This window comes from Halorubrum persicum, from assembly GCF_002727125.1.
In the GTDB taxonomy this organism is placed as follows: Archaea; Halobacteriota; Halobacteria; order Halobacteriales; family Haloferacaceae; genus Halorubrum; species Halorubrum persicum.
Genome location: NZ_NHOA01000134.1, coordinates 17,709 through 38,526 on the forward strand (window position 1 = coordinate 17,709; position 20,818 = coordinate 38,526).

Sequence of the window (20,818 nt, forward strand, 5' to 3'; positions counted from 1 at the left end):
GCGCGCGCCGGTTACCAGGCGACCCGGCGCCCCAACACGAAGACGACGAGCGCGACGAGGAGCGCACCGAGGAACGCTTCGAGGCCGGCGAGCGCACGCGCGGTCGACCCCACGGGCTGGATGTCCCCGTAGCCAAGTGTGGTGAACGTCACCATGCTGAAGTACATGTTCTTCCCGAGGACGACCGCTCCCTCCGGCGTGAGGAGGTTCGGGAAGCCGTTTATCCCCTGCGTCGTGAGCCCGCTGCTGCCCGTCGTTCCCTCGGTCGTCGTGGTGTACAACACTCCCCAGATGAACACGGTCACGGCGGAGACGTAGACCACGCGCCAGAGCCGCTCGCCGTACCCGCACGTCTGGTGAAGCACCTTATTCCCGATCCACTTGCCGAGCGCCCTGGTGCGGTTGACGGCCGACACGTCCTCCTCGCGGGTGAACGTGGCGCGCCAGTTCTTCCGCCGGCGGTACACCATCTCCTTGATGAAGAACTCCGCGGCGGCCTTGCGGTCGCCGAAGTCGCTCGCGCAGTTCTTCGCCTTCAGATACGTGTTCTCCAGCGTGGCCGGCGTGAACTGGCCTCGGTTCTTCGATCGGTGAGCCGCCTCCGAGGCGGCGAAGGTGTGGATCTCCCAGTTGTTCCGCGCGAGGTACGTCTTGTGGGCCGTGAAATCGAAGCCGCGGAAGTCGGTGTTACAGAATCGGAAGTGGTTGAACAGGCCGTGGGTGCAGTCGGTGTCGTCCAGCGTGATGTCGCAGACCTCCGCGTGCGTACAGTCGTAGAAGGCGTCCCCGTCTTCGGGCTGACCGAGCGTCCCGCCGCGCACGGCCGCGTTGCTCAGATCGACGAGCGTCTCCGACTCGTCGGGGCGGGGTCGGAAGACGACGGAGTGTGCGAACTCCGCGTCGGTGAACGTGGCGTCTCGGGCGAACGTCGCGTGCCTGAAGTTCGCGTAGAGGAACGACGCCTTGTCGAAGTCGGCCGTCTGCCGGAACGTCGCCGCCTCGAAGCTGGCGTCGTCGTTGTGCATGTTCGCGCTCCCCTCGAACTCCGCCGACCGGAACGTCGCGTCGTCGTCGAACTCCGCGTCCGCGAAGGTGCTGTCCTTCTCGAAGCGAAGCTCGTCGAAGTGTGCCTCGCCCTCGAAGCGACAGCTGGAGAAGTCGGACTCCTCGAGGAACCGAGACCGAGAGAAGATCGCCGACGCACCGAACCACGCGTTTCGGAAGGTCCCGTCGTCCTCGAAGACGGTGCGCTCGAACAGCGCCGTCCCCTCGAACTCCACCCCGGAGAAGTCGGCGACGCGGAACTCGGCGAGCTTGAAGTCGGCGCTGTCGCCGAACGTCGCCGCCTCGAAGTCCGCGTCGGTGACCGTGTGCGCGCCGCCCTGAAACTCGACGCCGCGGAAGGTCGCTCCCTCCTCGAACGTCGACTCGACGAAGCTCGCGTCGCTCTCGAACCGGGCCTCGTCGACGGTGACGCCGGACTCGAACGCGATGCCGTCGAAGGAGACCGGCTCGGTGAATCGCGTGAACGACAGGTCGACCGACTCCTCACACAGCGCGTCCTCGAAGCGGGCGCGGCCGAACAGCGACTCCCGGAACGACACGGCCCCCCGGAACCGGGCGTCGTCGAAGCCGGTCTGGCCGAACTCGATCTCCCGGAAGTCCGCTTCGTCGTCGAAGCGGGCCCCGGAGAACGCGGCGTCGTCGTCCTCGTGGTAGTCGCCGACGAACTCGACGCCGAGGAAGGAGACGGGGGCGCTGAACGCCGCGTCCTCGAAGATGGCGTCGTCGTCGAACCGCGCCTCGGCGAACGTCGTCTCGCCTCGGAAGGCGGCGTCCCGGAACCCGCCCTCGCCGGCGAAGCGCGTCGCCTCGAAGTTCGCGGGGCGCTCGAAGACCGCCGCCTCGAAGTTCGCGTACTCGAACTCCGCGCGGTAGAAGTCGGCGTCGCCGCCGAAGGCGGCGTCGGCGAACGTCACGTCGTCGTCGCGGACGTTGTCCCCGCCGTCGAACTCCGCGCCGCGGAAGCTGGCCCGACCGGTGAAGGCCGCGCCGTCGAAGGCGGCGTCGTCGTCGAAGCGACACTCGTCGAAGCTCGCCGCCGCCTCGAACGTCGCGTCCGCGAACGAGAGGTCGTCGTCGAAGCGCGACTCGTCGAAGACGGCGTCGCCGCCGAAGGAGACGCCCGAGAAGTCGCTGTAGCCGAACTGGGCGCCGAGGAAGTCGACGTCGTCGCCGAAGGCGGCGTCGGCGACGGAGAGGTCGTCGTCGTCGACGTTGTCGCCGCCCTGGAACTCGGCGCCCCGGAACGTCGCGGGCCCCGAAACCGTGACCGCCTCGAAGCTCGCGTCGTTCCGGAATCGGGCCTCGTCACAGGACAGCGACGCCAGCGTCGCGTCCGCGAAGCTGACCTCCTCTACGAAGCGCCCCTCGTCGAAGACGAGCTCGTCCGCGGCCGTCAGCCCCGCGAAGTCGGCGAAGCCGACGACCGCCCGTCGGAACGTCGTCGCCGCCTCGAACGTCGCGTCCGCGAACGAGAGGTCGTCGTCTTCGAGGTTGTCCCGCCCGCGGAACTCCGCGCCCGCGAACGTCGCCGGCCCCGCGAACGTCGCCCCCGCGAACGCGGTGTCGCCGTCGAAGCGGGCCTCGGCGAAGTCGGCGCGGCCACCGAACGCCGCCCGGTCGAACGCGGCGTCGCGGTCGAACGCGGCGGACGCGAACGTCGCCGTCGCCTCGAACGTCGCGTCCGCGAACTCCGCGTCGCCGCCGAACGCCGTTCGGTCGAACGTCGCGTCGGCGCCGAACTCGCAGCCGACGAAGTCCGCGTACCGAAAGGCGGCCTTCGCGAACGAGACGGGCGCGTCGAAGCGGGCGTTCTCGAAGCAGGCGTCGTCGTCTAAGAGGTTCGCGTCGCCGCGGAACTCGGCCCCGTCGAACGTCGCCGCGTCGTGAAATCGGGTCTCGCGGAGGGACGTGTCACCGTTGAACCGGACCTCTCGGGCGTCGACTGGGCCCTCGAACGTCGTGCCGACGAGGTCGACATCGCCCTCGAAGACGGCGGCCGTGAGCGTCGCCTCGCCGCGAACGACGGCGCCGGAGAGGTCGACCGGCGCGTCGAACGCGGACTCCGTCCAGTCGATCGCCCCGATCTCTGCGCCCGTGAGGTCGATTCGCTGTTCGAACTCCGACGCGGTGAGATCGAGGGTGCCGGCCACCGTCGCGCCTCTGAGGTCGAGGGGGTGTTTGTCGGCGGCGGCGAGGATCTCGTGGCGGAGCGAGACGTCGCCGAACCGGGCCCCGAGGAGCTGTTTCGCGGTCTTCCCGCGCTCGCCCGCAACCTCCCTGAGCCGGTCGGCGACCGCGTCGTCGTCGACGCCGAGTTCGTCGCGGGCGTCGCTCGACAGGTGGAACACGCAGCGGTCCGCGCCGGCGTGAGCGTCGTGAGGACAGTGCCACACCTCGTCGATTCCGGTGTCGGCCATCCCCGTCGCGTCGTACTCGTCTGGATCGAATCGGTACGTACACCTCCCCTCCATCGGTATGTTGACAGGTCAATGTGAAGACAGGGACTTTAATTTTGGTACTCGCCCGCACGTTTGCGGGCGGGCGCATCAGCACGGCCGCCGCCCCGCCGAACCCGGGTCGGGATCTGTCGGGGCGGTGAGGAGCCCTTTTTACCGCTCTCCCGCGTACTCCCGTCCGTATGCAGACCCACGTCGTGCCGGTCGGCTTCGACTACGACCGCATGATCGCCCCGCTCATCCGGGACCAGTTCGACGTCGACCGGGTGATCCTCCTGGAGGGGACGGTCGGCAGCGAGGCCAACGTCGAGTACTCGCGCAACATCGCCCGGAAGCTCGAACAGGACTTCCGGAACCTGCTCGGCGCCAAGACGGTCCGCGAGCAGTTGGACGACGTGTACGACTACGACGCCGCCTTCGAGCGCGCATACGACCTGATCAACGCGGAGCTCGACCGGGACGAGGGGGTCGGCGACTCCGACGAACGCGAGGTGTGGGTGAACCTCTGTTCGATGCCGCGTCCCGTCTCCTTCGCGTTCGCGACTGCGGCCCACTCGATCATGGTCGAGCGACAGGACGACCGCGACCGGATCCACACCTACTACACCGCCCCGGAGAAGTACCTCGAGACCGAACTCGCCGAGGAGCTGCGGGCGAACCGCGACCTCCTGCAGGAGCTGGTCGAGGACGACGCGGTGGACGACGACCGCGTCGCCGACCGCCTCGCGAGCACCACCGACCTGCTCGCGGAGTTCGACGAGCGCGGCACCACCATCGGCGCGAAGCGCATCGGCGACAGCCACGTGATCGAACTCCCGGTCGCCTCCTTCCAGAACGTCAAGCCGTTCGAGGAGCTCGTGCTGTTCACCCTCGGCGAGCACGGCGAGTTCGAGTCGGTGTCGGAGCTGGCCGAGACGCTCGCCGACGACCTCAACGAGGAGTACACCGACTCCTTCCGCTCGAAGGTGATCTACAACGTCGACCGGCTCGGCCCCGGCGGCAAGGGGTACATCGAGCGCGAGGAGCGCGGGAAGTCCTACCGGACCACGCTCTCTCGGATCGGCGAGCTCTGGGTCCGAGCGCACGCCGGCGAGGACCGGGACTTGGCGTGAGCGACTGCCGGCGCCGATCGGTCGGGGAGGGGCGCGCCCGTCCGCGCGATCGCATCCACCGCTCCGTCGGGTGTCGTGACCGCCCCGTTTTTATCCGTGGGACGGGGAGACACACGCGATGACTCCGGCGCGGGACTCCGACGCGACAGACCGCGACGCCGCCGACCTCGACGGCGACTTCGGCTTCGCCGAGCCGTCGACCGATCAGTCGTTCGAGAACGCGCTGGCGAAGGCCCGCGACGGGAGCCGCCTCTCGGTCGACGACGCGATCGAACTGCTCGCCACGGGGACGGACGCGGACGGGATCGATCCGATCCGCAAAGAGCAGGTCCTCGAACTCGCCGATCGGCGGCGCCGAGAGACGGTCGGCGACGAGGTCACCTTCGTCGCCAACCTCAACAACAACGTCACGACCGCCTGCAACACGGGCTGTCTGTTCTGTAACTTCAAAGACTCCGCGCACGCCTTCGAGGCCGACAGCGACGCCGACCACGCGGGGTTCACCAAGACGCCCGCCGAATCCCGAGCGATCGTCGAGGACGCCCTCGACATGGGCGTCTACGAGGTGTGCTCGGTGTCGGGGCTCCACCCCGCGCTCGCGCTGAACGAGGAGCACCACGAGATCCTCCGGTCGTACGACGACCCCGAGAGCGCGGTGAACTACAAGCCGCCCGCCCGGTACGCCACGGATCCGGGCACCTACCTCGAGCAGATCGAGGCGATGTCGGTCGGCGGGATCCACGTCCACTCGATGACCCCGGAAGAGGCGTATCACGCCGCCCGCGGCACCGACTGGGAGTACGAGACCGTCTACCGCGAGCTGGCCGACGCCGGCCTCGACTCCGCGCCCGGCACCGCCGCGGAGATCCTCGTCGACGAGGTCCGCGACGTGATCTGCCCGGGGAAGATCCGCACCGGCGACTGGGTCGACGCCATGGAGGGCGCGATGGCCGCCGGCCTCGACACCACCGCGACGATGATGTACGGTCACGTCGAGACGGTCGCCCACCGCGCGGAGCATCTGGGGGTGATCCGCGACCTCCAGGACCGCACCGGGCAGATTACGGAGTTCGTTCCGCTCTCCTTCATCCACCAGAACACACCACTCTACCGCCACGGCGTCGTCGAGTCGGGGCCGTCCCGCGACGAGGACGAACTGGTCGTCGCGGTCGCGCGCCTCTTCCTCGACAACGTCGACCACGTGCAGGCGTCGTGGGTGAAGTCGGGCGACGCCCACGGGTTGAAACTGCTTAACTGCGGCGCCGACGACTTCATGGGCACCATCCTCTCGGAGGAGATCACGAAACGCGCCGGCGGCGAGTACGGCGAATACCGCTCGTTCGACGACTACGTCGAGATGATCACGGCGATCGGCCGCGTCCCGGTCGAGCGCTCCACCGACTACCGCAGCCGTCGCCGGATCGATCCCGACGACGGCCCCCACGGACCGCGGCTCGGTCCCCGCGCCGACGGCACGCCGATGCTCTCGGATCGGTCGAACGAAGGGCCGGCCCCCGACGGCGACTCCGCGAGCGCCGACGACTGACCCGGCCGGCGGGTCGGCGACCGGTACGGCTCCCAGCGAACGGGAACCACCGGAATACTCTTACCATTGGTACACGTTAACAATCATAGAATGCCCTCGTCAGACGCACCGGCTCCCGGATCGGAAAGCGACGCGCAGTCCGAGGAGGTTGACGGCGGGTCAGAGCGCCGGAGCGCCGCGCTCACCCGCACCGACGAGCGGGTGCTCGCGTATCTCGACGACGCCGGCACCGACTACCCGGCGTTCGTCGCGAGCAACACGGGGCTGTACGTCGACCACGTCGAGTCGCGGCTGGACGCGCTCGACGCGTCGGGCCTCGTCGAGCAGGTGACAGGCGAGGAGGTCTTCCGGGTCACCGACGCCGGCCGCGACGCGCTGCGCGAGGACTGCGCGGCGTGGTCGGACTGACGGGAGCCGACCGGATTTCGCCGGGCTACCGCCCGAGATCCGCGTGCGCGGAGGAGAGGTGTCTGGAGCCGAGCGCCGCGAGGAGGGAGAGCTCGCCGGCGAGCGCGCCCACGGCGATCGCCTCCGCGAGCGCGTCGCCGTTGCTGCCGGCGGGGTCGCCGCCGCCGCGGACGCCGAGGACGTCGAGTCCCGCCGCCTGCGTCGGGAGCTTCGTCCCGCCGCCGACGGTCCCCACTTCGAGGCTCGCGAGCGACACGGAGAGGTACAGATCGCCGTCGGGCGTCGTCTCCGCGGTCGTGATCGCGTTCGCGCCCTCGACGACCTGCGCCTCGTCCTGTCCGGTGGCGAGGAACATCGCCGCGACCGCGTTGGCGACGTGGGCGTTGAAGCCGAGCCCGCCCGCCTTCGCGGAGCCGACGAGGTTCTTCCGCGTGTTGATCTCGGCGACCGACTCCGGCGTGGTGTGGAGCCGCTCCTCGACGACCTCGCGGGGGATCTCCACGTCGGCGCTCACGGAGCGCCCGCGCCCCTCGACGGCGTTGATCGCGGCCGGCTTCTTGTCCGAACAGAGGTTCCCGGAGAGCGCGACGAGCGAGGCGTCCGTCTCCGCTTCGATCGCGTCGCAGGCCTCGCGGGTCGCGATGGTGACCATGTTCATCCCCATCGCGTCCTTGGTGTCGTAGCGGAACCGCAGGAAGACGTTGTTGCCGACGACGTACGGCGTCACGTCGAGCAGCTCGCCGTGGCTCGTCGTCGACTCGGCGGCCTCGCGCAGCGTCGCCTCGTTGTCCCGGACCCACGAGACGAGCGCTTCCGCCTCGGCCACGTCGGCGACCCGGAAGACCGGCGCGCGGGTCATCCCGCTCTTCGTCACGCGCGCGGTCGCCCCGCCGGCGTCGTTGACGACCGAGCACCCCCGGTTGATCGAGGCGACCAGCGCGCCCTCCGTGGTCGCCATCGGGAGGTAGCGCTCGCCCGAGAGCGCGCCGCCGTCGACCGCGACCGGGCCCGCGACGCCCATCGGCACCTGCACGGCGCCGACCATGTTCTCGATGTTCGACCCGTGGGCGTCGGCGGCGTCGAACGCGTACTCCCCGAGGGCGTCGACGTCCGCGTCGGCCGTCTCGCCGACGAGACGGCGTCGGGCCGCCGCGGCGGTGTCGGCGTCGGCGTGCTCTTCGAGCTCGTGGAAGCGCACGTCGCCCTCGCGAACGCGGTCGGCGAGCGACGCGGGAGTTGGTTCGGTCATGACCGGGAGTCCTCCCGGCGCGTGCTAATGGCTATCGGTTCCGGCGGCGCTAGAGGGGGTCTGCGACTCGGCACGACCGGCGTGTGTGGCAGAGCAGGCGATCGGCGGGAGCGACCCTACTGACGAGAGCGACAAGAGCGACGCGGCCAACGAGACCGGCGAGACCGATGAAACCGACGCGACCTACCGGCCGACGAACCCGGAGAGCCGATCGCGGAGCGACTCGCCGCCGAGTTTGAGGTAGTAGGCGTCGCCCCCGTCCTCGTAGTAGTTGTCGATCCGGCGGACGACCTCGAAGCCGAGGTGTTCGTAGAAGCCGAGCGCTCCGGTGTTGGTCGTGCGGGCGTGGCAGGTGACCGACCGGTTCTCCTCGGCCACGTCGGCGATGAGGCGTTCGGCGTGGCCGCGTCCGCGGTGATCGGGGTGGACCGCGAGAAAGAGGACGTAGCCGTCGCGCCGCACGGAGGCGAACGCGACGACCGCGTCGTTCTCGACGAGCAGGTGTGTCGTGGAGCGGCGGTAGGCGTCGACGAAGAACCCCCGCCGCTGTCGGAGGACGCCCTCTTCGGACCGGATCCGCTCTTTGAGCTCCCACGCCTCTGTGGCGTGGTCGGCCTCGCCGGGCGGTTCCGTCCGCTTTTCCACGTTGACGCTCACTGCAGAAGGCTAACACGCCAACAGGATATAACTCCACCGCCACCGGGCACGGTTGCAGTCGGACGCGGCCCGCGTGGCCGGGACGCAACTCCCGTGACCGTTCCGATCGCGCCCGTCCGCACGGCGACGGAAACGTTTTGTCGCGCTCGGCCGTCGATGCGGTAATGATCGACCCGTCACCGGCGGGCCGGAAGCGACTCCGCCGCGCGTTCCTCACCGGCGTCGCCGTCATCGTCCCCTCCGTCATCACGCTGGTGGTGCTCAGCGTGGTGTTCAACGCGATCTACAACTATCTGGACGCGTTCTCGTCGACGATCGTGCCGGTGTTGCCTCCGGCGACGCTCCCGATCAGCAGGGAGGTGGCCATCGAGATCGCGACGCCGATCGTGTTCGTCGCGTCGATCCTCGTGCTCGGGATCCTCGTCGAATCGACGCGGTACGGGGAGCTCGCGGTCGAGTACGCCCACTACGGTATCGAGCAGATCCCGGGCGTCGGGTCGGTGTACCAGGGGTTCAGACAGATGAGCGACGCCATGCTGGAATCGGACACCGGCAACTTCCGGGACGTCGTCCTCGTCGAGTTCCCCACCGGGGGGAGCTACACGCTCGCGTTCGTCACGAGCGAGACGCCGGCGTCGATCGCCGACCGGGCTGACGGGGGCGAGATGCGGTCGCTGTTCATGCCCATGGCGCCGAATCCGGTGATGGGCGGCCACGTCGTGTTCGTCCCCGAACACCGGATCGTCGACGTGGACCTCACGGTCGACGAGGGGATCCGGGCGATCGTGACGAGCGGCGTCGCGCTCAGCGGCGAGGGAGCGGACGCAGACGCGGGCGGGCTCTCGCCCGAGGAGCTCAAGCGGATCGGCGCGCAGAATCGGATCGGCTCGGAGTTCCGGTCCGAGTACGACACGCAGACCGGGACCGAGACCAGGACCGACACCGGGACGGACACCGAAACTGAGACCGAGACGGATACCGGAACCGAGGCCGAACACTCGAGCCGAGACGGGGGGAACGAGTCATGAGTCACACGCTCCGAGAACACACGGCCGACGTGGCGGTCGAGGCGATCGCGCCGACACTCCCGGCGCTGTTCGAGGCCGTCGCCGACGGGCTCACCGCCGCGAGCTGCGAGGCGGTCCCCGAGCAGGGAGACCGCTTCGAGTTCACCGTGACCGCCGAGAGCCGCGAGGCGCTGCTGTTCGACTACCTCGATCAGCTGATCTACGAGCGCGACGTGCGGCTCGTCCTCCCCGACGACCACCGGTGTACGGTGTCGCGGTCGGGCGACGCTGCGGGAGGTGACAGCGCGGCGTGGACCGCCGAGGCGACGGCTCGCGGCGTCCCCCTCGACGCCGTCGCGGCCCGAGAGATCAAGGCGGTCACGTACTCCGAGATGACCCTCGAACGCCGCGGCGACGAGTGGTACGCGTACGTCGTGTTCGACGTGTGACGGCCGCCGGCGAGCGAACCGGGTGACGGCGGGGGACCGGCCGACTCGCGCCCGCTGACGCAACGCCCTTCTCCCCCCGCGCCAAACGCCGGGGTATGACCACGCGCGAGTTCGACGGGATCCGGCTGGAGAAAGTGCGCGAGCACGTCTGGGAGATCCCCCGCGAGGGCGACATGAACGTCCCCGCGCGGGTGCTCGCCAGCGAGAGCCTGCTGGAGGAGATCGGTGAGGACGACTCGCTCCAACAGCTGAAAAACGCCACGCACCTGCCCGGGATGGCCGAGCCAGCCCTGTGTATGCCCGACGGCCATCAGGGGTACGGCTTCCCCGTCGGCGGCGTCGGCGCGATCGACGCCCGGACCGGCTGTATCTCGCCCGGCGCGGTCGGCTACGACATCAACTGCGGCGTCAGGATGGTCCGGACGAACCTCACCTACGACGACGTGCGCGGCCGCGAGTCCGAGCTCGTCGACGCGCTCTTCGAGGCGGTCCCGTCCGGACTCGGCGGTGGCGGCGTCATCGGCGGCGACGCCGACGCGATCGAGGGCGCCCTCGAACGCGGCGTCGAGTGGGCGGTCGAGGCGGGGTACGGGATCGAGAGCGACCTCGCGCGCTGCGAGGACGAGGGGCGACGGCCCGACGCGCGGCCGGAGTACGTCTCGCAGAAGGCGATGGACCGCGGACGCAACCAGATGGGGTCGCTCGGCTCCGGGAACCACTTCCTTGAGGTCCAGCGCGTCACCGACGTGTTCCGCGAGGGGGTCGCCGAGGAGTACGGCCTCCGCGAGGACGGCATCGTCGTCCTGATCCACTGCGGGAGCCGCGGGCTGGGCCACCAGACCTGCAACGACTACCTCCGGCGGATCGAGAAGGAGCACGGCGACCTGCTCGCCGACCTGCCCGACAAGGAACTCGCGGCCGCGCCCGCCGGCTCCGAGCTGGCCGAGGAGTACTACGGCGCGATGGGCGCGTGCATCAACTTCGCGTGGGTGAACCGCCAGCTGATCACCCACCAGGCCCGCGAGACGTTCGGCGAGGTGTTCGACGCCGATCCCATCGACGATCTCGGGATGGAACTGCTGTACGACGTGGCGCACAACATCGCCAAGAAGGAGACCCACGAGGTCGGCGTCGACGCCGACGGCCGCCCCGCGGTGGGCGACGAGGCGGTCGACCGGACGGAACGGGAGCTGTACGTCCACCGCAAGGGCGCGACCCGCGCGTTCCCCGCGGGCCACGACGACGTGCCCGAGGTGTATCGCGACGCCGGCCAGCCCGTCATCATTCCCGGAAGCATGGGCGCCGGCTCGTACGTGCTCCGCGGCGGCGACGAGTCGATGTCGGTCTCGTTCGGCTCCACCGCCCACGGCGCCGGGCGGCTGATGAGCCGGACGCAGGCGAAACAGGAGTTCTGGGGCGGCGACGTGCAGGACGACCTCGAAGCCGGCCAACAGATCTACGTGAAGGCGCAGTCCGGTGCCACCATCGCCGAGGAGGCGCCCGGCGTCTACAAGGACATCGACGAGGTGATCCGCGTCAGCGACGACCTCGGCATCGGCGACAAGGTCGCGCGGACGTTCCCGGTGTGCAACATCAAGGGGTAGATCGGTTGGAGCGGCCGGTCAGCGCTCCCGCTTCGCTTCCCGACCGAGACGCTCCTCGACCGCAGTCACCTTCTCCGCGGCGGTCCCGTCGCTCGTCCGCTTGTCGTCGACCTTCAACACCGTCGAAACGCGGTCGCCGTCGATGGCGTCGTGGGCGGCTGCGGCCGCCGCGAACAGTGTCTCGGCGTCGTCGGCCTCGATCACGGTTCCCATCGGGTTCGTCTCGTAGCTCACGTCGAACTCGTCGAGCGCGGCGACGGCCTTCGCGACCTCGCCGGCCATGCTCTCCTCGATCACCGGCGCGACGCTCAACAGCGCGATGACGGTCATGCCCGATCGTCCGCGCCGGGAGCACTTAAAATCGGACCGCGACGCGGCGGGAGTCGCCCCGGCGGCTCCCTCAGTCGAGCGCGTCCCGGAGGAACGAGAGCTGATGGCCGATCGCCGGCTCGAAGTCGTCGCCGAACGGGGAGAAGTGGTCCGCGGGCATGGTAACGACGGTCCCGCGCGATAACGCCTCGCCCGCGTCGACGACGGCCTCGCTGTCGACGATCGCGTCGTCGGTGCCGGCCAGGAGCAGCGTCGGCGCTCGGATCTCGTCGAGCTGCGTCACCGGGCGGTAGCCGACGAGCCCCAGCAGCGACCGCGCGGGCGTCTCGTTGCGCCACGCCGACTCGCGGTCGACCAGATCGAGGTACTTCCGCTTCGTCCCCGGCTCCGTGATCGCGGCGAGCTCCTCGGCGGTGCCGACGATCGGGACCGTTCGACCGCGACCGAATCGGTGACCGAGCAGGTCGCGGACGCCCGCCGCCCCGGAGCGCGCGAGGTAGCGCCCGCCGCGCCGCCGGGCGATCGCTCGCCCGTCGAGCATCGGGACCGCGCCGATCACGGCGTCGGGGTCGCGCCGCTCCGCCGCGAGCGTGAGGACGTGCGCGGCCGACAGCGACGCGCCCCACAGCACCAGCCCGCGCCCGACCGCGTCGACCCGACGAACGCGGTCGATCGCGGCGGCGTAGTCCGCGCGCTGCCCCTCGGGATCGACGAGCTGCGAGTCCCCGTCCGACGCGCCGAACCCGCGGTAGTCGAAGAGGAACGCCGCGTAGCCGGCGTCCGCGAACCGCTCCGCGACCGCCGGGTAGCCGAAGCTCCGCTCCGCGCCGAGCCCCGGCGCCATCACGACGACCGGCGGGTCCTCGCCGTCGCCGCCCGGCAGGTACAGCGTGCCGCGGCAGGTGTCGCCGTCGGCGTCGAACGCGAGCTCGCGGGTGGCGAACCGCTCGCGCGGCGGTCGGCTGAGCCGTCGCTGCGCCCGGTTCACCGGGTCCCGACGGGTCACGCTTCGTCCCCGGCGTCGGCGGGCTCGCCGTCCGCGACCGATCTGTCCCCGACCGAGCCGTCGGCGGGCTCGTCCGCGTGGGTCAGCGTCTCCAACACGCGCGTCGAGAACTCGGTCTCGCTGATCTCGTAGGAGAGGAGCGCCTCGAACCACGTCGCCTTCGCGTGCCACGTCCCGAGCACGTCGCCCGGCGAGCGGACCACGGTCGCCTCGACGCGGACGGGGTCCCACGCGTCGGCCTCGGCGCGGTCGAGGAGCGCGTTGAGCGCGCGCCCGATCTCGCCGTGGTGCACCTCGCGGCCGGGAAAGGCCGTCATGTACGTGAGATCCAGCGGATCGCCCCCCTCGACGGCCTCGACGCTGATCCCGTAGCTGCGGAGCGTCGGCTCCACCTCGGTCGTCCGCTCGTCGCCGGTCATACGCGACCCACGTCCGGGCGAGATAAATCGGTACCGGCGTCCGAGCGGCGCAGTCGCTCAACGCGTGAGAAACGATTCGTTCGAAGAGCCGCGGACGGGGGGAAAGCCGTCGTGGGAGACGGCCAGGATCGGTTTTGTCAGAGGCACACGATTGTCCCGCGCGGCCACTCGGTAGTATTCCACGATATTATATAAACTCTCGGGAGGGGCCGAAATCGGTGATCGGTCGGGCCAAAACCGACCTCCGGTCCGCGGTCGACTCTCCGATTTCGGCTACTCTTTATCAGTGTCGCGTCACAGGATCTGATATGCTTCGGGGGACGGTGACCGCGCTGACGCGCTCGACGGACACGAGCGGCGTCTTCGTCGTCGGCGGGGTGCTGACGCTGCTGACGTGGGTCCTCACTCCGGCGTGGATCGCCGGCACGCTGTTTTTCCCGCCCCTCGTCCTGCTCGCGCCGCTGGCGCTCGCGCCCGCGTTCGTCGCCCGCGGCTACTTCGTCCGCGTCCTCGCGGCCGCCATCGAGAGCGGGAACGCCGACGGCGCACCGCCCGTCGTCGCGTGGAACGTCCTCTACCGGGACGGCATCAAATCCGCGCTCGTGAGCGCCGTCCTGCTCGCGCCGCTGGCGCTGGGACTCGCGCTCGCGGCGCTCGCCGCCGGGGTCCTCGGGAGCGGCGCCGTCGACCCCGCTCCCGCCGTCACCGCGGTCCGAGGTGCCCTCGGTGAGGGCGGAGTAGCCGCCGTCGGCGGTGTGGCCGGCGGACTCGTCGGGACGGTCGCGATGGCGTACCTCCTCGCGTTCGCGTACGTCAGGCCGGCGGCGCTCGCGGCGTTCGCCGCCTCCGGGCGCCTTCGCGACGGCTTCCGTCCGAGTCGGGTCGCCGGCGTCGCCGGGTCGGGATCGTACGCCACCGCGTGGGTCGTCGCGGCCGCGACGCTGGGGGCGGGCTACGCGCTGGCGGGGCCGTTCGTCCCGCTCGTGGTCGGCCTCGGGCTCGTCTTCGTCGTCCGCGTCGTCGCGTACGGACTGTACGGTCGGGGCGCGGGGGCGACGCTGTCGGTCGCCGACCCGGGAGCCGAAGGCGAGGCGAGCGAGACGAGCGAGTCGACCCGGACGGAAGCGGCCGATCGGTCGCTCGATCGGGGGCGTCATTCGACGCCAGAAGTGCCGCCGCCGGTCCAGATCGGGCGGTCGGTCTCGATCGGTGAGCGGCAAGCCGGCAGGGCCGGCGTCGACGGTTCTGTGCCAGACGGCGCCGTATCAGGCGGCACCGTGCCAGACGGCTCCGGTGGCGCCCTCGGGGCCGACGGCGGGTTCGACTGGTATGCGGCGGGGGGAGAGTCGAACGAGCGCGCCAGCGACGGGGCGGCCGACGACGGGGATCGAGCCCGCGGCGCGGTCGCCGCCGACACGCCCGCCGCCGACGAGGCGCCCGGCGACGACAACGCGCCCGCCACCGACGAGGCGTTCGAGTGGAGCGTCGAGGTCGCCGAGCCAGAAGACAAGAGTTGATACGCGGCCGGGGCGACGGTCGGGTATGCGCATCTCCGAACGGGGGTACGGCGAGGAGGGCCGAGAGCGGCTCACGCTCGTCCCCGAGAACGTCGACGACCTCTGGCACCTCGCGCACGTCCTCGAACCGGGCGACCTCGTCGAGGGCGACACCACCCGTCGGATACAGCGGAACGACGATCAGATGCGGGACACCGGCGGCCAGCGCGAACACCTGTTCGTCACGCTCGAAGTCGACGACGTGGAGTTCGCCCGGTTCGCCAACCGGCTCCGCGTGTCGGGCGTGATCGTCGGCTGCTCGCGCGAGGACCAGCTCAACGCCCATCACACGATCAACGTCGAGGAACACGACGAGATCACGGTGGAGAAACACTTCAAGCCGGACCAGACCGAGCGGCTGGAGGAGGCGACCGAGGCCGCCGAGAACCCCGACGTGGCCATCGCGACCGTGGAGGAGGGCGCCGCCTACGTCCACACCGTCCAGCAGTACGGCACCGAGGAGTACGCCTCGTTCACGAAGCCGACCGGGAAGGGCGACTACTCGCGGCCGCGCGAGGAGCTGTTCGCCGAGCTGGGCGAGGCCCTCGCGCACCTCGACGCCGACGCCGTGATCCTCGCGGGACCGGGGTTCACGAAGCAGGACGCGCTCGACTACATCACAGAGGAGTACCGCGACCTGGCCGACCGGATCACCACGGTCGACACCTCGGCCGCCGGCGACCGCGGAGTCCACGAGGTGCTCAAGCGCGGCGCGGTCGACGAGGTCCAGAAGGAGACCCGGATCGCCAGGGAGGCGACGCTCATCGACGACCTCACCGCCGAGATCGCGCAGGGCGCGAAGGCGACCTACGGCCCCGAAGACGTGGCCGAAGCCGCCGAGTTCGGCGCGATCGAGACCCTCCTCGTGGTCGACGACCGGCTCCGGCAGGAGCGGCAGAACGAGGGCGACTGGGAGATCGACGTCAACGAGGTGATCGAGTCGGTCGAACAGCAGGGCGGCGACGTGGTCGTCTTCTCCTCGGAGTTCGACCCCGGCCAGCAGCTCTCCAACCTCGGCGGGATCGCCGCGATCCTGCGCTACCGACTGCAGTGAGGGACGCTGGCGGCGACCGGGCCGCGTCCCGTTGCGCCGGAAAACACTTACCGGTCGCGGCGGCACACCACCCATGCGACGGCGTACCCTCCTCCAAGGAGCGGTCCCCCTCTGCGTGGGGCTTGCCGGCTGTTCGGGGTCGGGCTCCGATTCGTCGATGCTCTCCCTGACGGTGTTCAACCACTCCGAGGTCCCGTACACGGTCGAGGTGACGCTGTTGCGGGCGGACGGATCCGACTCCAGAAGCGATGCCAGAGCGTTCTCGGGCGCGATCGACGTCGACCCGGGCGGCCAAGCGGTCCGTGACGCGGTCGCCGAGCGACGGCCGTACCTCGTCGAGTACGGCCTCTACGAGGAGAACAGCGATCTGACGGATCAGGACCACGTCCACTACTACCCGGACGACGGGAACGAGAGCGACACGCTGTCGTTCGACATCGATTCGTCGGGAACGCTGACGCGGCGGTGAGGGGTCCACACCCCCGTCAGATCGCGGATCGGGCGAGAAGGCGGTGCTACTCGCCGGTCAACGCCTCGCTCGCGGGCGCGAAGGCGATCGTCTGTCCCCGGCCCGCCTCGCTCGCTCGCTCGTAGAGCATGTGCGCGGCAGCGACCGTCTCGACGCCGCTCCCGCCCGAGTCGAAGACGGTCACCTCGTCGTCGCTCGTTCGACCGGGGTGATCGCCGGCGACGACCTCCCCGAGGTCGGCGGCGACGTGATCCTCGTCGATCAGCCCCGCCTCGACCGCCGCGAGGAACGAGCCGGCGTCCTGCGCCGCCCGCGCCCGGAGGTCGGGGACGTACGTCGCCCGCGCGACGAGCTCGGGCGGGAGCTCGTTCTTCTTTGGGTGGTACTGCCCCATCGCGGTGACGTGGGTGCCGGGCTCGACGTCGCCGTCGTCGATCACGGGCTCGCTCGCGGTGGTCGCGGTGATGACCACGTCGGCGCCGGCGAGGGCCTCGCTCGCGCTCCCGACCGCCGACACGTCGGCGTCGAGTCGGTCGTCGAACGACTCGGCGAACGCCTCGCGGTGCTCCGCGGTCGGAGAGAAGACGCGCACCGCCTCGAACTCGCGGACGGTCGCGGTCGTGGCGAGCTGACCGCGGGCCTGCGCGCCGCTCCCGATCACGGCAATCTCGGTCGCGTCGGCGCGGGCGAGCGCGTCCACCGCGACCGCCCCCGCGGCGCCGGTCTTGAAGGGGTTCATCGAGGCGCCGTCGAGGAGCGCCAGCGGCTCGCCAGACTCGGCGTCGAACAGCGGCGTCATGAACCAGGCGTCGCCCGCGCCGAAGCCGGCGGAGTAGGTGTACCCCCCCATCGCGCCGGTCTCGGGCAGCAGCGCGGCGTAGGTGGTGAACATCCCGGGCGGATCGCGGTTGAACAGCTTCGTCCGGGGCTCCGCGGGCGCGCCCTCGCCGATCTGGCGGTAGGCGTCGCGGACGACCGCGACGTAGTCGGCCGGCTCGGCGAGGTCGTCGACCTCGGCGCTCGTCAGGAACAGGGCGTCGGTCATATCGGGCCGGTCGGGCGCGAGGAACTAAATCCCATAGGGAACCGGAACTCGCGGGCGGCCGTCGTCAGTCGGTCCGTCTCGACGACCGGCCGCCGTCAGTCGGCGCCGCCGGTCCGCGATCTATCAGTCCGCGATCTATCAGTCCGCGATCTATCAGTCCGTGATCGGCCGGTCCGCAATCCCCCGATTCGTGATCGACCGCCAGAGCGCTCCGCGGGGCGATCGGTCCGGACGCGGGGGTCGCCCGTGACTGGGGCCTTGACGAACACCGCGTGGGCCATGACGGCTCCCGCGGCGAGTGCGCCCCCGAGGAGCGCGGCCGTCAACGACAGTCCGACCAGGTTCAGAGCGGCTGTCACGCCGATCAACGCCGCCGGAATGAGCCCGAGAACGTAGTCGTAGTACCCAGTCATGCTCCATACGACAGTACGGCAAAATCGCTATTAAATCTTGTTCGGGGTTCTGTGTGGCTCTCAAGGAGGCCACGTCAAACGTTTCTATAACTTATGCGAGCGAGGTCGGTGCAGGCGAGGAATAACGGCGTGTCGGCTCGGCCCTCAAAGCGTAACCGCGACCGCCGCTCGAAAAAACGTGACCTCCTATCGGAGCTTGAAGTACAGCGCGCGCCAGCCGCCGAGCGCGACCGATCCGAGAACGAGCATGACCACCGCGAACGCGGGCGCGGCGCTCCCGCGGAAGACGAAGTGGCGAAGGGCCAAGCCGACGACCGCGGCCGGGATCCACGACCGGATCACGAGCGGGATCGACGACTTCGCGGTCTCGACCGCCCCGGCCGAGTACGCGCCGATCAGGGGTGCGACGATGGCCCAGCCGATCAGGAACGGCGCGAACACCTCCAGCAGGTACAGGGGGTTCGAAGACAGGAACTCGACGGTGCTGTGGTTGAGCGCGCCGACCGTCAATAAGACGATCAGCGCGATCAGGTCACCGACCGCGAGGGGTGCGGCGTCGCGGTCGAGTCGTGTTGCGAGGAACGACGAGTCGTCCATGTCGACCCGTCGGAGCCCCCCCTACTTTGTACGTACGGATTCGGTCGGGCAGTCGGGGCGCCGCCGGCCGGCGCGGCGCTACTCGTACAGCGGGTGCTCTTCGCAGAGTTCGACGACGCGCTCGCCGACCTCGTAGATCACGTCGTCGCTGTCGACGTTGTCGACGACGCGGTGGATGAGGTCGCCGACCTCCTCGATCGCCGCGGCGTCGAAGCCGCGGGTCGTGAGCCCGGCGGTGCCAGCGCGGATCCCCGACGGGTTGAACGGCGAGCGCGTCTCGCTGGGGACCGTGTTCCCGTTGAGGACGATGTTCGCGGCCGCGAGCGCGTCGGCGGCGTCGCCGCCCGGCAGGTCCGGGTGCGAGTCGCGGAGGTCGACCAGCACGAGGTGGTTGTCGGTGCCGCCGGAGACGAGGGTGAAGCCGTGGTCCTGAAGCGTCTCGGCGAGCACGTCGGCGTTGTCGACCACGTTCTGCGCGTACTCGTCGAACGAGGGGTCGAGCGCCTCCTTGAACCCGACCGCCTTGCCGGCGACGTTGTGCATCAGCGGGCCGCCCTGCCCGCCGGGGAACACGGCCTTGTCGATGTCGTCGGCGAACTGCTCGTCGCACAGCACGATCCCGCCACGGCCGGCGCGGATCGTCTTGTGCGTCGAGCCGGTGACGAAGTCGGCGACGCCGACGGGCGAGGGGTGGACGCCCGCGGCGACGAGCCCGGTGATGTGAGCGATGTCGGCGAGGTGGTAGGCGTCGACGGCGTCGGCGGCCGCCTGAATCTCCTCCCAGTCGACCGTGCGCGGGTACGCGGAGTAGCCGGAGACGATGATGTCCGGCTCGAACTCCTCGGCGGCCTCGCGGAGCCCCTCGTAGTCGATGTAGCCGGTGTCGGCGTCGACCTCGTACTGCTCGACCTCGTAGATCTGCCCGGTGAAGTTCGCGGGGTGCCCGTGCGAGAGGTGCCCGCCGTGGTTCAGATCCAGCGAGAGGATCTTGTCGCCGGGGTCCAAGACGGCGTAGTAGACGGCCTGGTTCGCCTGCGTCCCGGAGTGCGGCTGGACGTTGACGTGCTCTGCGCCCCACAGCTCCTTCGCGCGCTCGATCGCGAGCTCCTCGACCTCATCGGCGTACTCGCAGCCGGCGTAGTACCGCCCGCCCGGGTAGCCCTCGGCGTACTTGTTGGTGAGGACGCTCCCCTGCGCCTCCAGTACCGCCTCGCTGACGTGGTTCTCGCTGGCGATCATCGCAAGCGTCTGCTCCTGCCTGTCGCGCTCGCCGTCCAGCGCGTCGGCGACCGCGGGATCGACCTCCCGGACGTGCTCGTGGTCCATGTAGAAACCCCCGTTCGATCACGCATTAATCCTTGCGTCACGTCGGTGGTCGCGCGACGCCCCCGGCCGAGCCGCCCGACACGGTCTCACCCGGGCGGAACGGGGGCGATCGGTGAAAACATCGTATTCCCCATTTTCGAGGGTTTCGGCGGCTGATAACCCGTTGTTCACCCTCCTAACCCCGTTAATATTAAATACGCAACTGGCTTTTATCCGGAGAGATAGATGGTGTCAAATTTACTGGAGGCGGACGTCGAGAACGTCCTCGACGCGGCGTTCGAGGGGGACGACGAGGAGCTGTTCGTCGTCGACCCCTCTCCGGAGACGATCGTATCGCTGGTCGAGGCGGCGATCGGTCGTGACGACCTGCCGGAGATGTCGATGCTCGTCGACGAACGGACGCTGAAGAGCGTCATGGAGGACTTCCTCGTGGCGTCGAAGGCGGCAGACCTCGTCGCCGACGGCGCGCTCCACCTCCGCGTCCTCGACGACGCCGTCGACAACGCGCTGTTCGTCTCCCCGTCGCGGGTCGTCGTGCTCGTGAGCACCGACGACCACGTGGCCGCGCTCGCCTCGAACGACGAGGAGTTCGTCGACGAGGTGTTCGAGACCCACAGCGACGCCTTCGACGACGCCGAGACGTACGGCCTCCGCACCCCCGCGATCAGCCGGGTCCGGGAGACGATGGCGGCCGAGATCGGCGAGGCGACCCGCGAGGACTTCGACGCCGTGCTCGCCTCGATAAACTCCGCCCGAGGCGACGACGGCGGGCTGGACGAGGTGACCGTCTCCCTGCTCGTCGCCGCGAAGAACGACGTGCTCTTGTACGACATCTCGAAGTGGGGCGAGGACGTCGGGATCGCTTCGAAGGCGACGTTCTCCCGGACGAAGACCCGACTCGAGGACCTCGGGATCATCGACACGGAGAAGGTCCCGATCGACGTCGGTCGTCCCCGTCTCCGGCTCAAGGTCGGCGACGAGCGCCTCCAGGGCCTCGACGCCGCCGCGCTCGCCGACGAAGTCGCGGAGATGCTGGCGTAGCCGACCGAC

20 protein-coding genes are annotated in these 20,818 nt (G+C 69.9%); 10 read left to right on the plus strand and 10 right to left on the minus strand.

Annotated elements, in window-relative coordinates; translation table 11 throughout:
- Positions 1–11: 11 nt before the first annotated feature.
- Positions 12–3,536: a pentapeptide repeat-containing protein gene (locus DJ69_RS14365; RefSeq protein ID WP_099256230.1), complete on the minus strand. Its 3,525-nt coding sequence runs from the start codon at positions 3,534–3,536 to the stop codon at positions 12–14.
- A 167-nt stretch (positions 3,537–3,703) separates the two neighbouring features.
- Between DJ69_RS14365 and DJ69_RS14370 the strand changes: the two genes are divergently transcribed.
- The 3 genes from DJ69_RS14370 (at position 3,704) to DJ69_RS14380 (ending at position 6,587) form a co-directional block, all read left to right on the plus strand.
- Entirely contained in the window at positions 3,704–4,633 is a 930-nt protein-coding gene (locus DJ69_RS14370; protein ID WP_099256231.1) for an HFX_2341 family transcriptional regulator, read from the plus strand.
- 118 nt (positions 4,634–4,751) lie between these two features.
- Entirely contained in the window at positions 4,752–6,179 is a 1,428-nt protein-coding gene (cofH, locus tag DJ69_RS14375; protein WP_099256232.1) for a 7,8-didemethyl-8-hydroxy-5-deazariboflavin synthase subunit CofH, read from the plus strand.
- Positions 6,180–6,269: 90 nt separating this feature from the next.
- Entirely contained in the window at positions 6,270–6,587 is a 318-nt protein-coding gene (locus tag DJ69_RS14380; RefSeq protein WP_099256233.1) for a DUF2250 domain-containing protein, read from the plus strand.
- Positions 6,588–6,612: 25 nt separating this feature from the next.
- Here DJ69_RS14380 and hmgA read toward each other — a convergent pair whose 3' ends face one another.
- Together hmgA and DJ69_RS14390 are read right to left on the minus strand one after the other, a co-directional pair.
- Positions 6,613–7,836, minus strand: coding sequence for a hydroxymethylglutaryl-CoA reductase (NADPH) (gene hmgA / locus DJ69_RS14385; protein WP_099256234.1), 1,224 nt, complete (start codon positions 7,834–7,836; stop codon positions 6,613–6,615).
- Between the two features lie 183 nt (positions 7,837–8,019).
- Positions 8,020–8,493 (minus strand): GNAT family N-acetyltransferase, encoded by a 474-nt coding sequence (locus DJ69_RS14390; protein WP_099256235.1) that lies wholly within the window; start codon positions 8,491–8,493, stop codon positions 8,020–8,022.
- A 164-nt stretch (positions 8,494–8,657) separates the two neighbouring features.
- Here DJ69_RS14390 and DJ69_RS14395 point away from each other — a divergent pair, with 164 nt between their 5' ends.
- The 3 genes from DJ69_RS14395 (at position 8,658) to DJ69_RS14405 (ending at position 11,553) form a co-directional block, all read left to right on the plus strand.
- Positions 8,658–9,521, plus strand: a complete 864-nt coding sequence (locus DJ69_RS14395) for a DUF502 domain-containing protein (RefSeq protein WP_099256236.1) — start codon at positions 8,658–8,660, stop codon at positions 9,519–9,521.
- Positions 9,518–9,949 carry an archease gene (locus DJ69_RS14400; RefSeq protein WP_099256237.1) on the plus strand — a complete coding sequence of 144 codons (432 nt, stop codon included), beginning with the start codon at positions 9,518–9,520 and terminating at the stop codon, positions 9,947–9,949. The genes DJ69_RS14395 and DJ69_RS14400 overlap by 4 nt, the downstream gene beginning before the upstream one ends.
- A gap of 95 nt (positions 9,950–10,044) precedes the next feature.
- Entirely contained in the window at positions 10,045–11,553 is a 1,509-nt protein-coding gene (locus tag DJ69_RS14405; RefSeq protein ID WP_099256238.1) for an RtcB family protein, read from the plus strand.
- An 18-nt stretch (positions 11,554–11,571) separates the two neighbouring features.
- On the opposite strand, the gene DJ69_RS14410 is transcribed toward DJ69_RS14405, so the two are convergent.
- The 3 genes from DJ69_RS14410 to DJ69_RS14420 all read right to left on the minus strand — a co-directional run bounded on the left by DJ69_RS14410 (position 11,572) and on the right by DJ69_RS14420 (position 13,308).
- On the minus strand, positions 11,572–11,883 hold the full coding sequence (locus tag DJ69_RS14410) for a thiamine-binding protein (RefSeq protein ID WP_099256239.1): 312 nt from the start codon (positions 11,881–11,883) through the stop codon (positions 11,572–11,574).
- A gap of 70 nt (positions 11,884–11,953) precedes the next feature.
- A complete protein-coding gene (locus DJ69_RS14415; RefSeq protein ID WP_099256240.1) occupies positions 11,954–12,889 on the minus strand; it encodes an alpha/beta hydrolase in 936 nt (311 codons plus the stop codon).
- Positions 12,886–13,308 carry a hypothetical protein gene (locus DJ69_RS14420; RefSeq protein ID WP_099256241.1) on the minus strand — a complete coding sequence of 141 codons (423 nt, stop codon included), beginning with the start codon at positions 13,306–13,308 and terminating at the stop codon, positions 12,886–12,888. Before DJ69_RS14420 ends, DJ69_RS14415 begins: the two co-directional genes overlap by 4 nt.
- 308 nt (positions 13,309–13,616) lie before the next feature.
- Here DJ69_RS14420 and DJ69_RS14425 point away from each other — a divergent pair, with 308 nt between their 5' ends.
- The 3 genes from DJ69_RS14425 (at position 13,617) to DJ69_RS14435 (ending at position 16,387) form a co-directional block, all read left to right on the plus strand.
- Positions 13,617–14,825 (plus strand): DUF4013 domain-containing protein, encoded by a 1,209-nt coding sequence (locus tag DJ69_RS14425; protein ID WP_099256242.1) that lies wholly within the window; start codon positions 13,617–13,619, stop codon positions 14,823–14,825.
- A gap of 25 nt (positions 14,826–14,850) precedes the next feature.
- On the plus strand, positions 14,851–15,918 hold the full coding sequence (locus tag DJ69_RS14430) for an mRNA surveillance protein pelota (RefSeq protein ID WP_099256243.1): 1,068 nt from the start codon (positions 14,851–14,853) through the stop codon (positions 15,916–15,918).
- 73 nt (positions 15,919–15,991) lie between these two features.
- Positions 15,992–16,387 (plus strand): hypothetical protein, encoded by a 396-nt coding sequence (locus tag DJ69_RS14435; RefSeq protein WP_245851711.1) that lies wholly within the window; start codon positions 15,992–15,994, stop codon positions 16,385–16,387.
- Between the two features lie 46 nt (positions 16,388–16,433).
- Here the strand turns inward: DJ69_RS14435 and DJ69_RS14440 are convergent, their stop codons facing one another.
- The 4 genes from DJ69_RS14440 to glyA form a co-directional block, all read right to left on the minus strand.
- Positions 16,434–17,432 (minus strand): ornithine cyclodeaminase family protein, encoded by a 999-nt coding sequence (locus DJ69_RS14440; protein WP_099256244.1) that lies wholly within the window; start codon positions 17,430–17,432, stop codon positions 16,434–16,436.
- Positions 17,433–17,527: 95 nt separating this feature from the next.
- Positions 17,528–17,845, minus strand: coding sequence for a hypothetical protein (locus tag DJ69_RS14445; RefSeq protein ID WP_099256245.1), 318 nt, complete (start codon positions 17,843–17,845; stop codon positions 17,528–17,530).
- Between the two features lie 186 nt (positions 17,846–18,031).
- Positions 18,032–18,442, minus strand: a complete 411-nt coding sequence (locus tag DJ69_RS14450; RefSeq protein ID WP_099256246.1) for a DUF3054 domain-containing protein — start codon at positions 18,440–18,442, stop codon at positions 18,032–18,034.
- A 78-nt stretch (positions 18,443–18,520) separates the two neighbouring features.
- A complete protein-coding gene (gene glyA, locus DJ69_RS14455) occupies positions 18,521–19,768 on the minus strand; it encodes a serine hydroxymethyltransferase (RefSeq protein WP_099256247.1) in 1,248 nt (415 codons plus the stop codon).
- Between the two features lie 225 nt (positions 19,769–19,993).
- Here glyA and tbsP point away from each other — a divergent pair, with 225 nt between their 5' ends.
- A complete protein-coding gene (tbsP, locus tag DJ69_RS14460; protein WP_099256248.1) occupies positions 19,994–20,809 on the plus strand; it encodes a transcriptional regulator TbsP in 816 nt (271 codons plus the stop codon).
- Positions 20,810–20,818 lie beyond the last annotated feature (9 nt).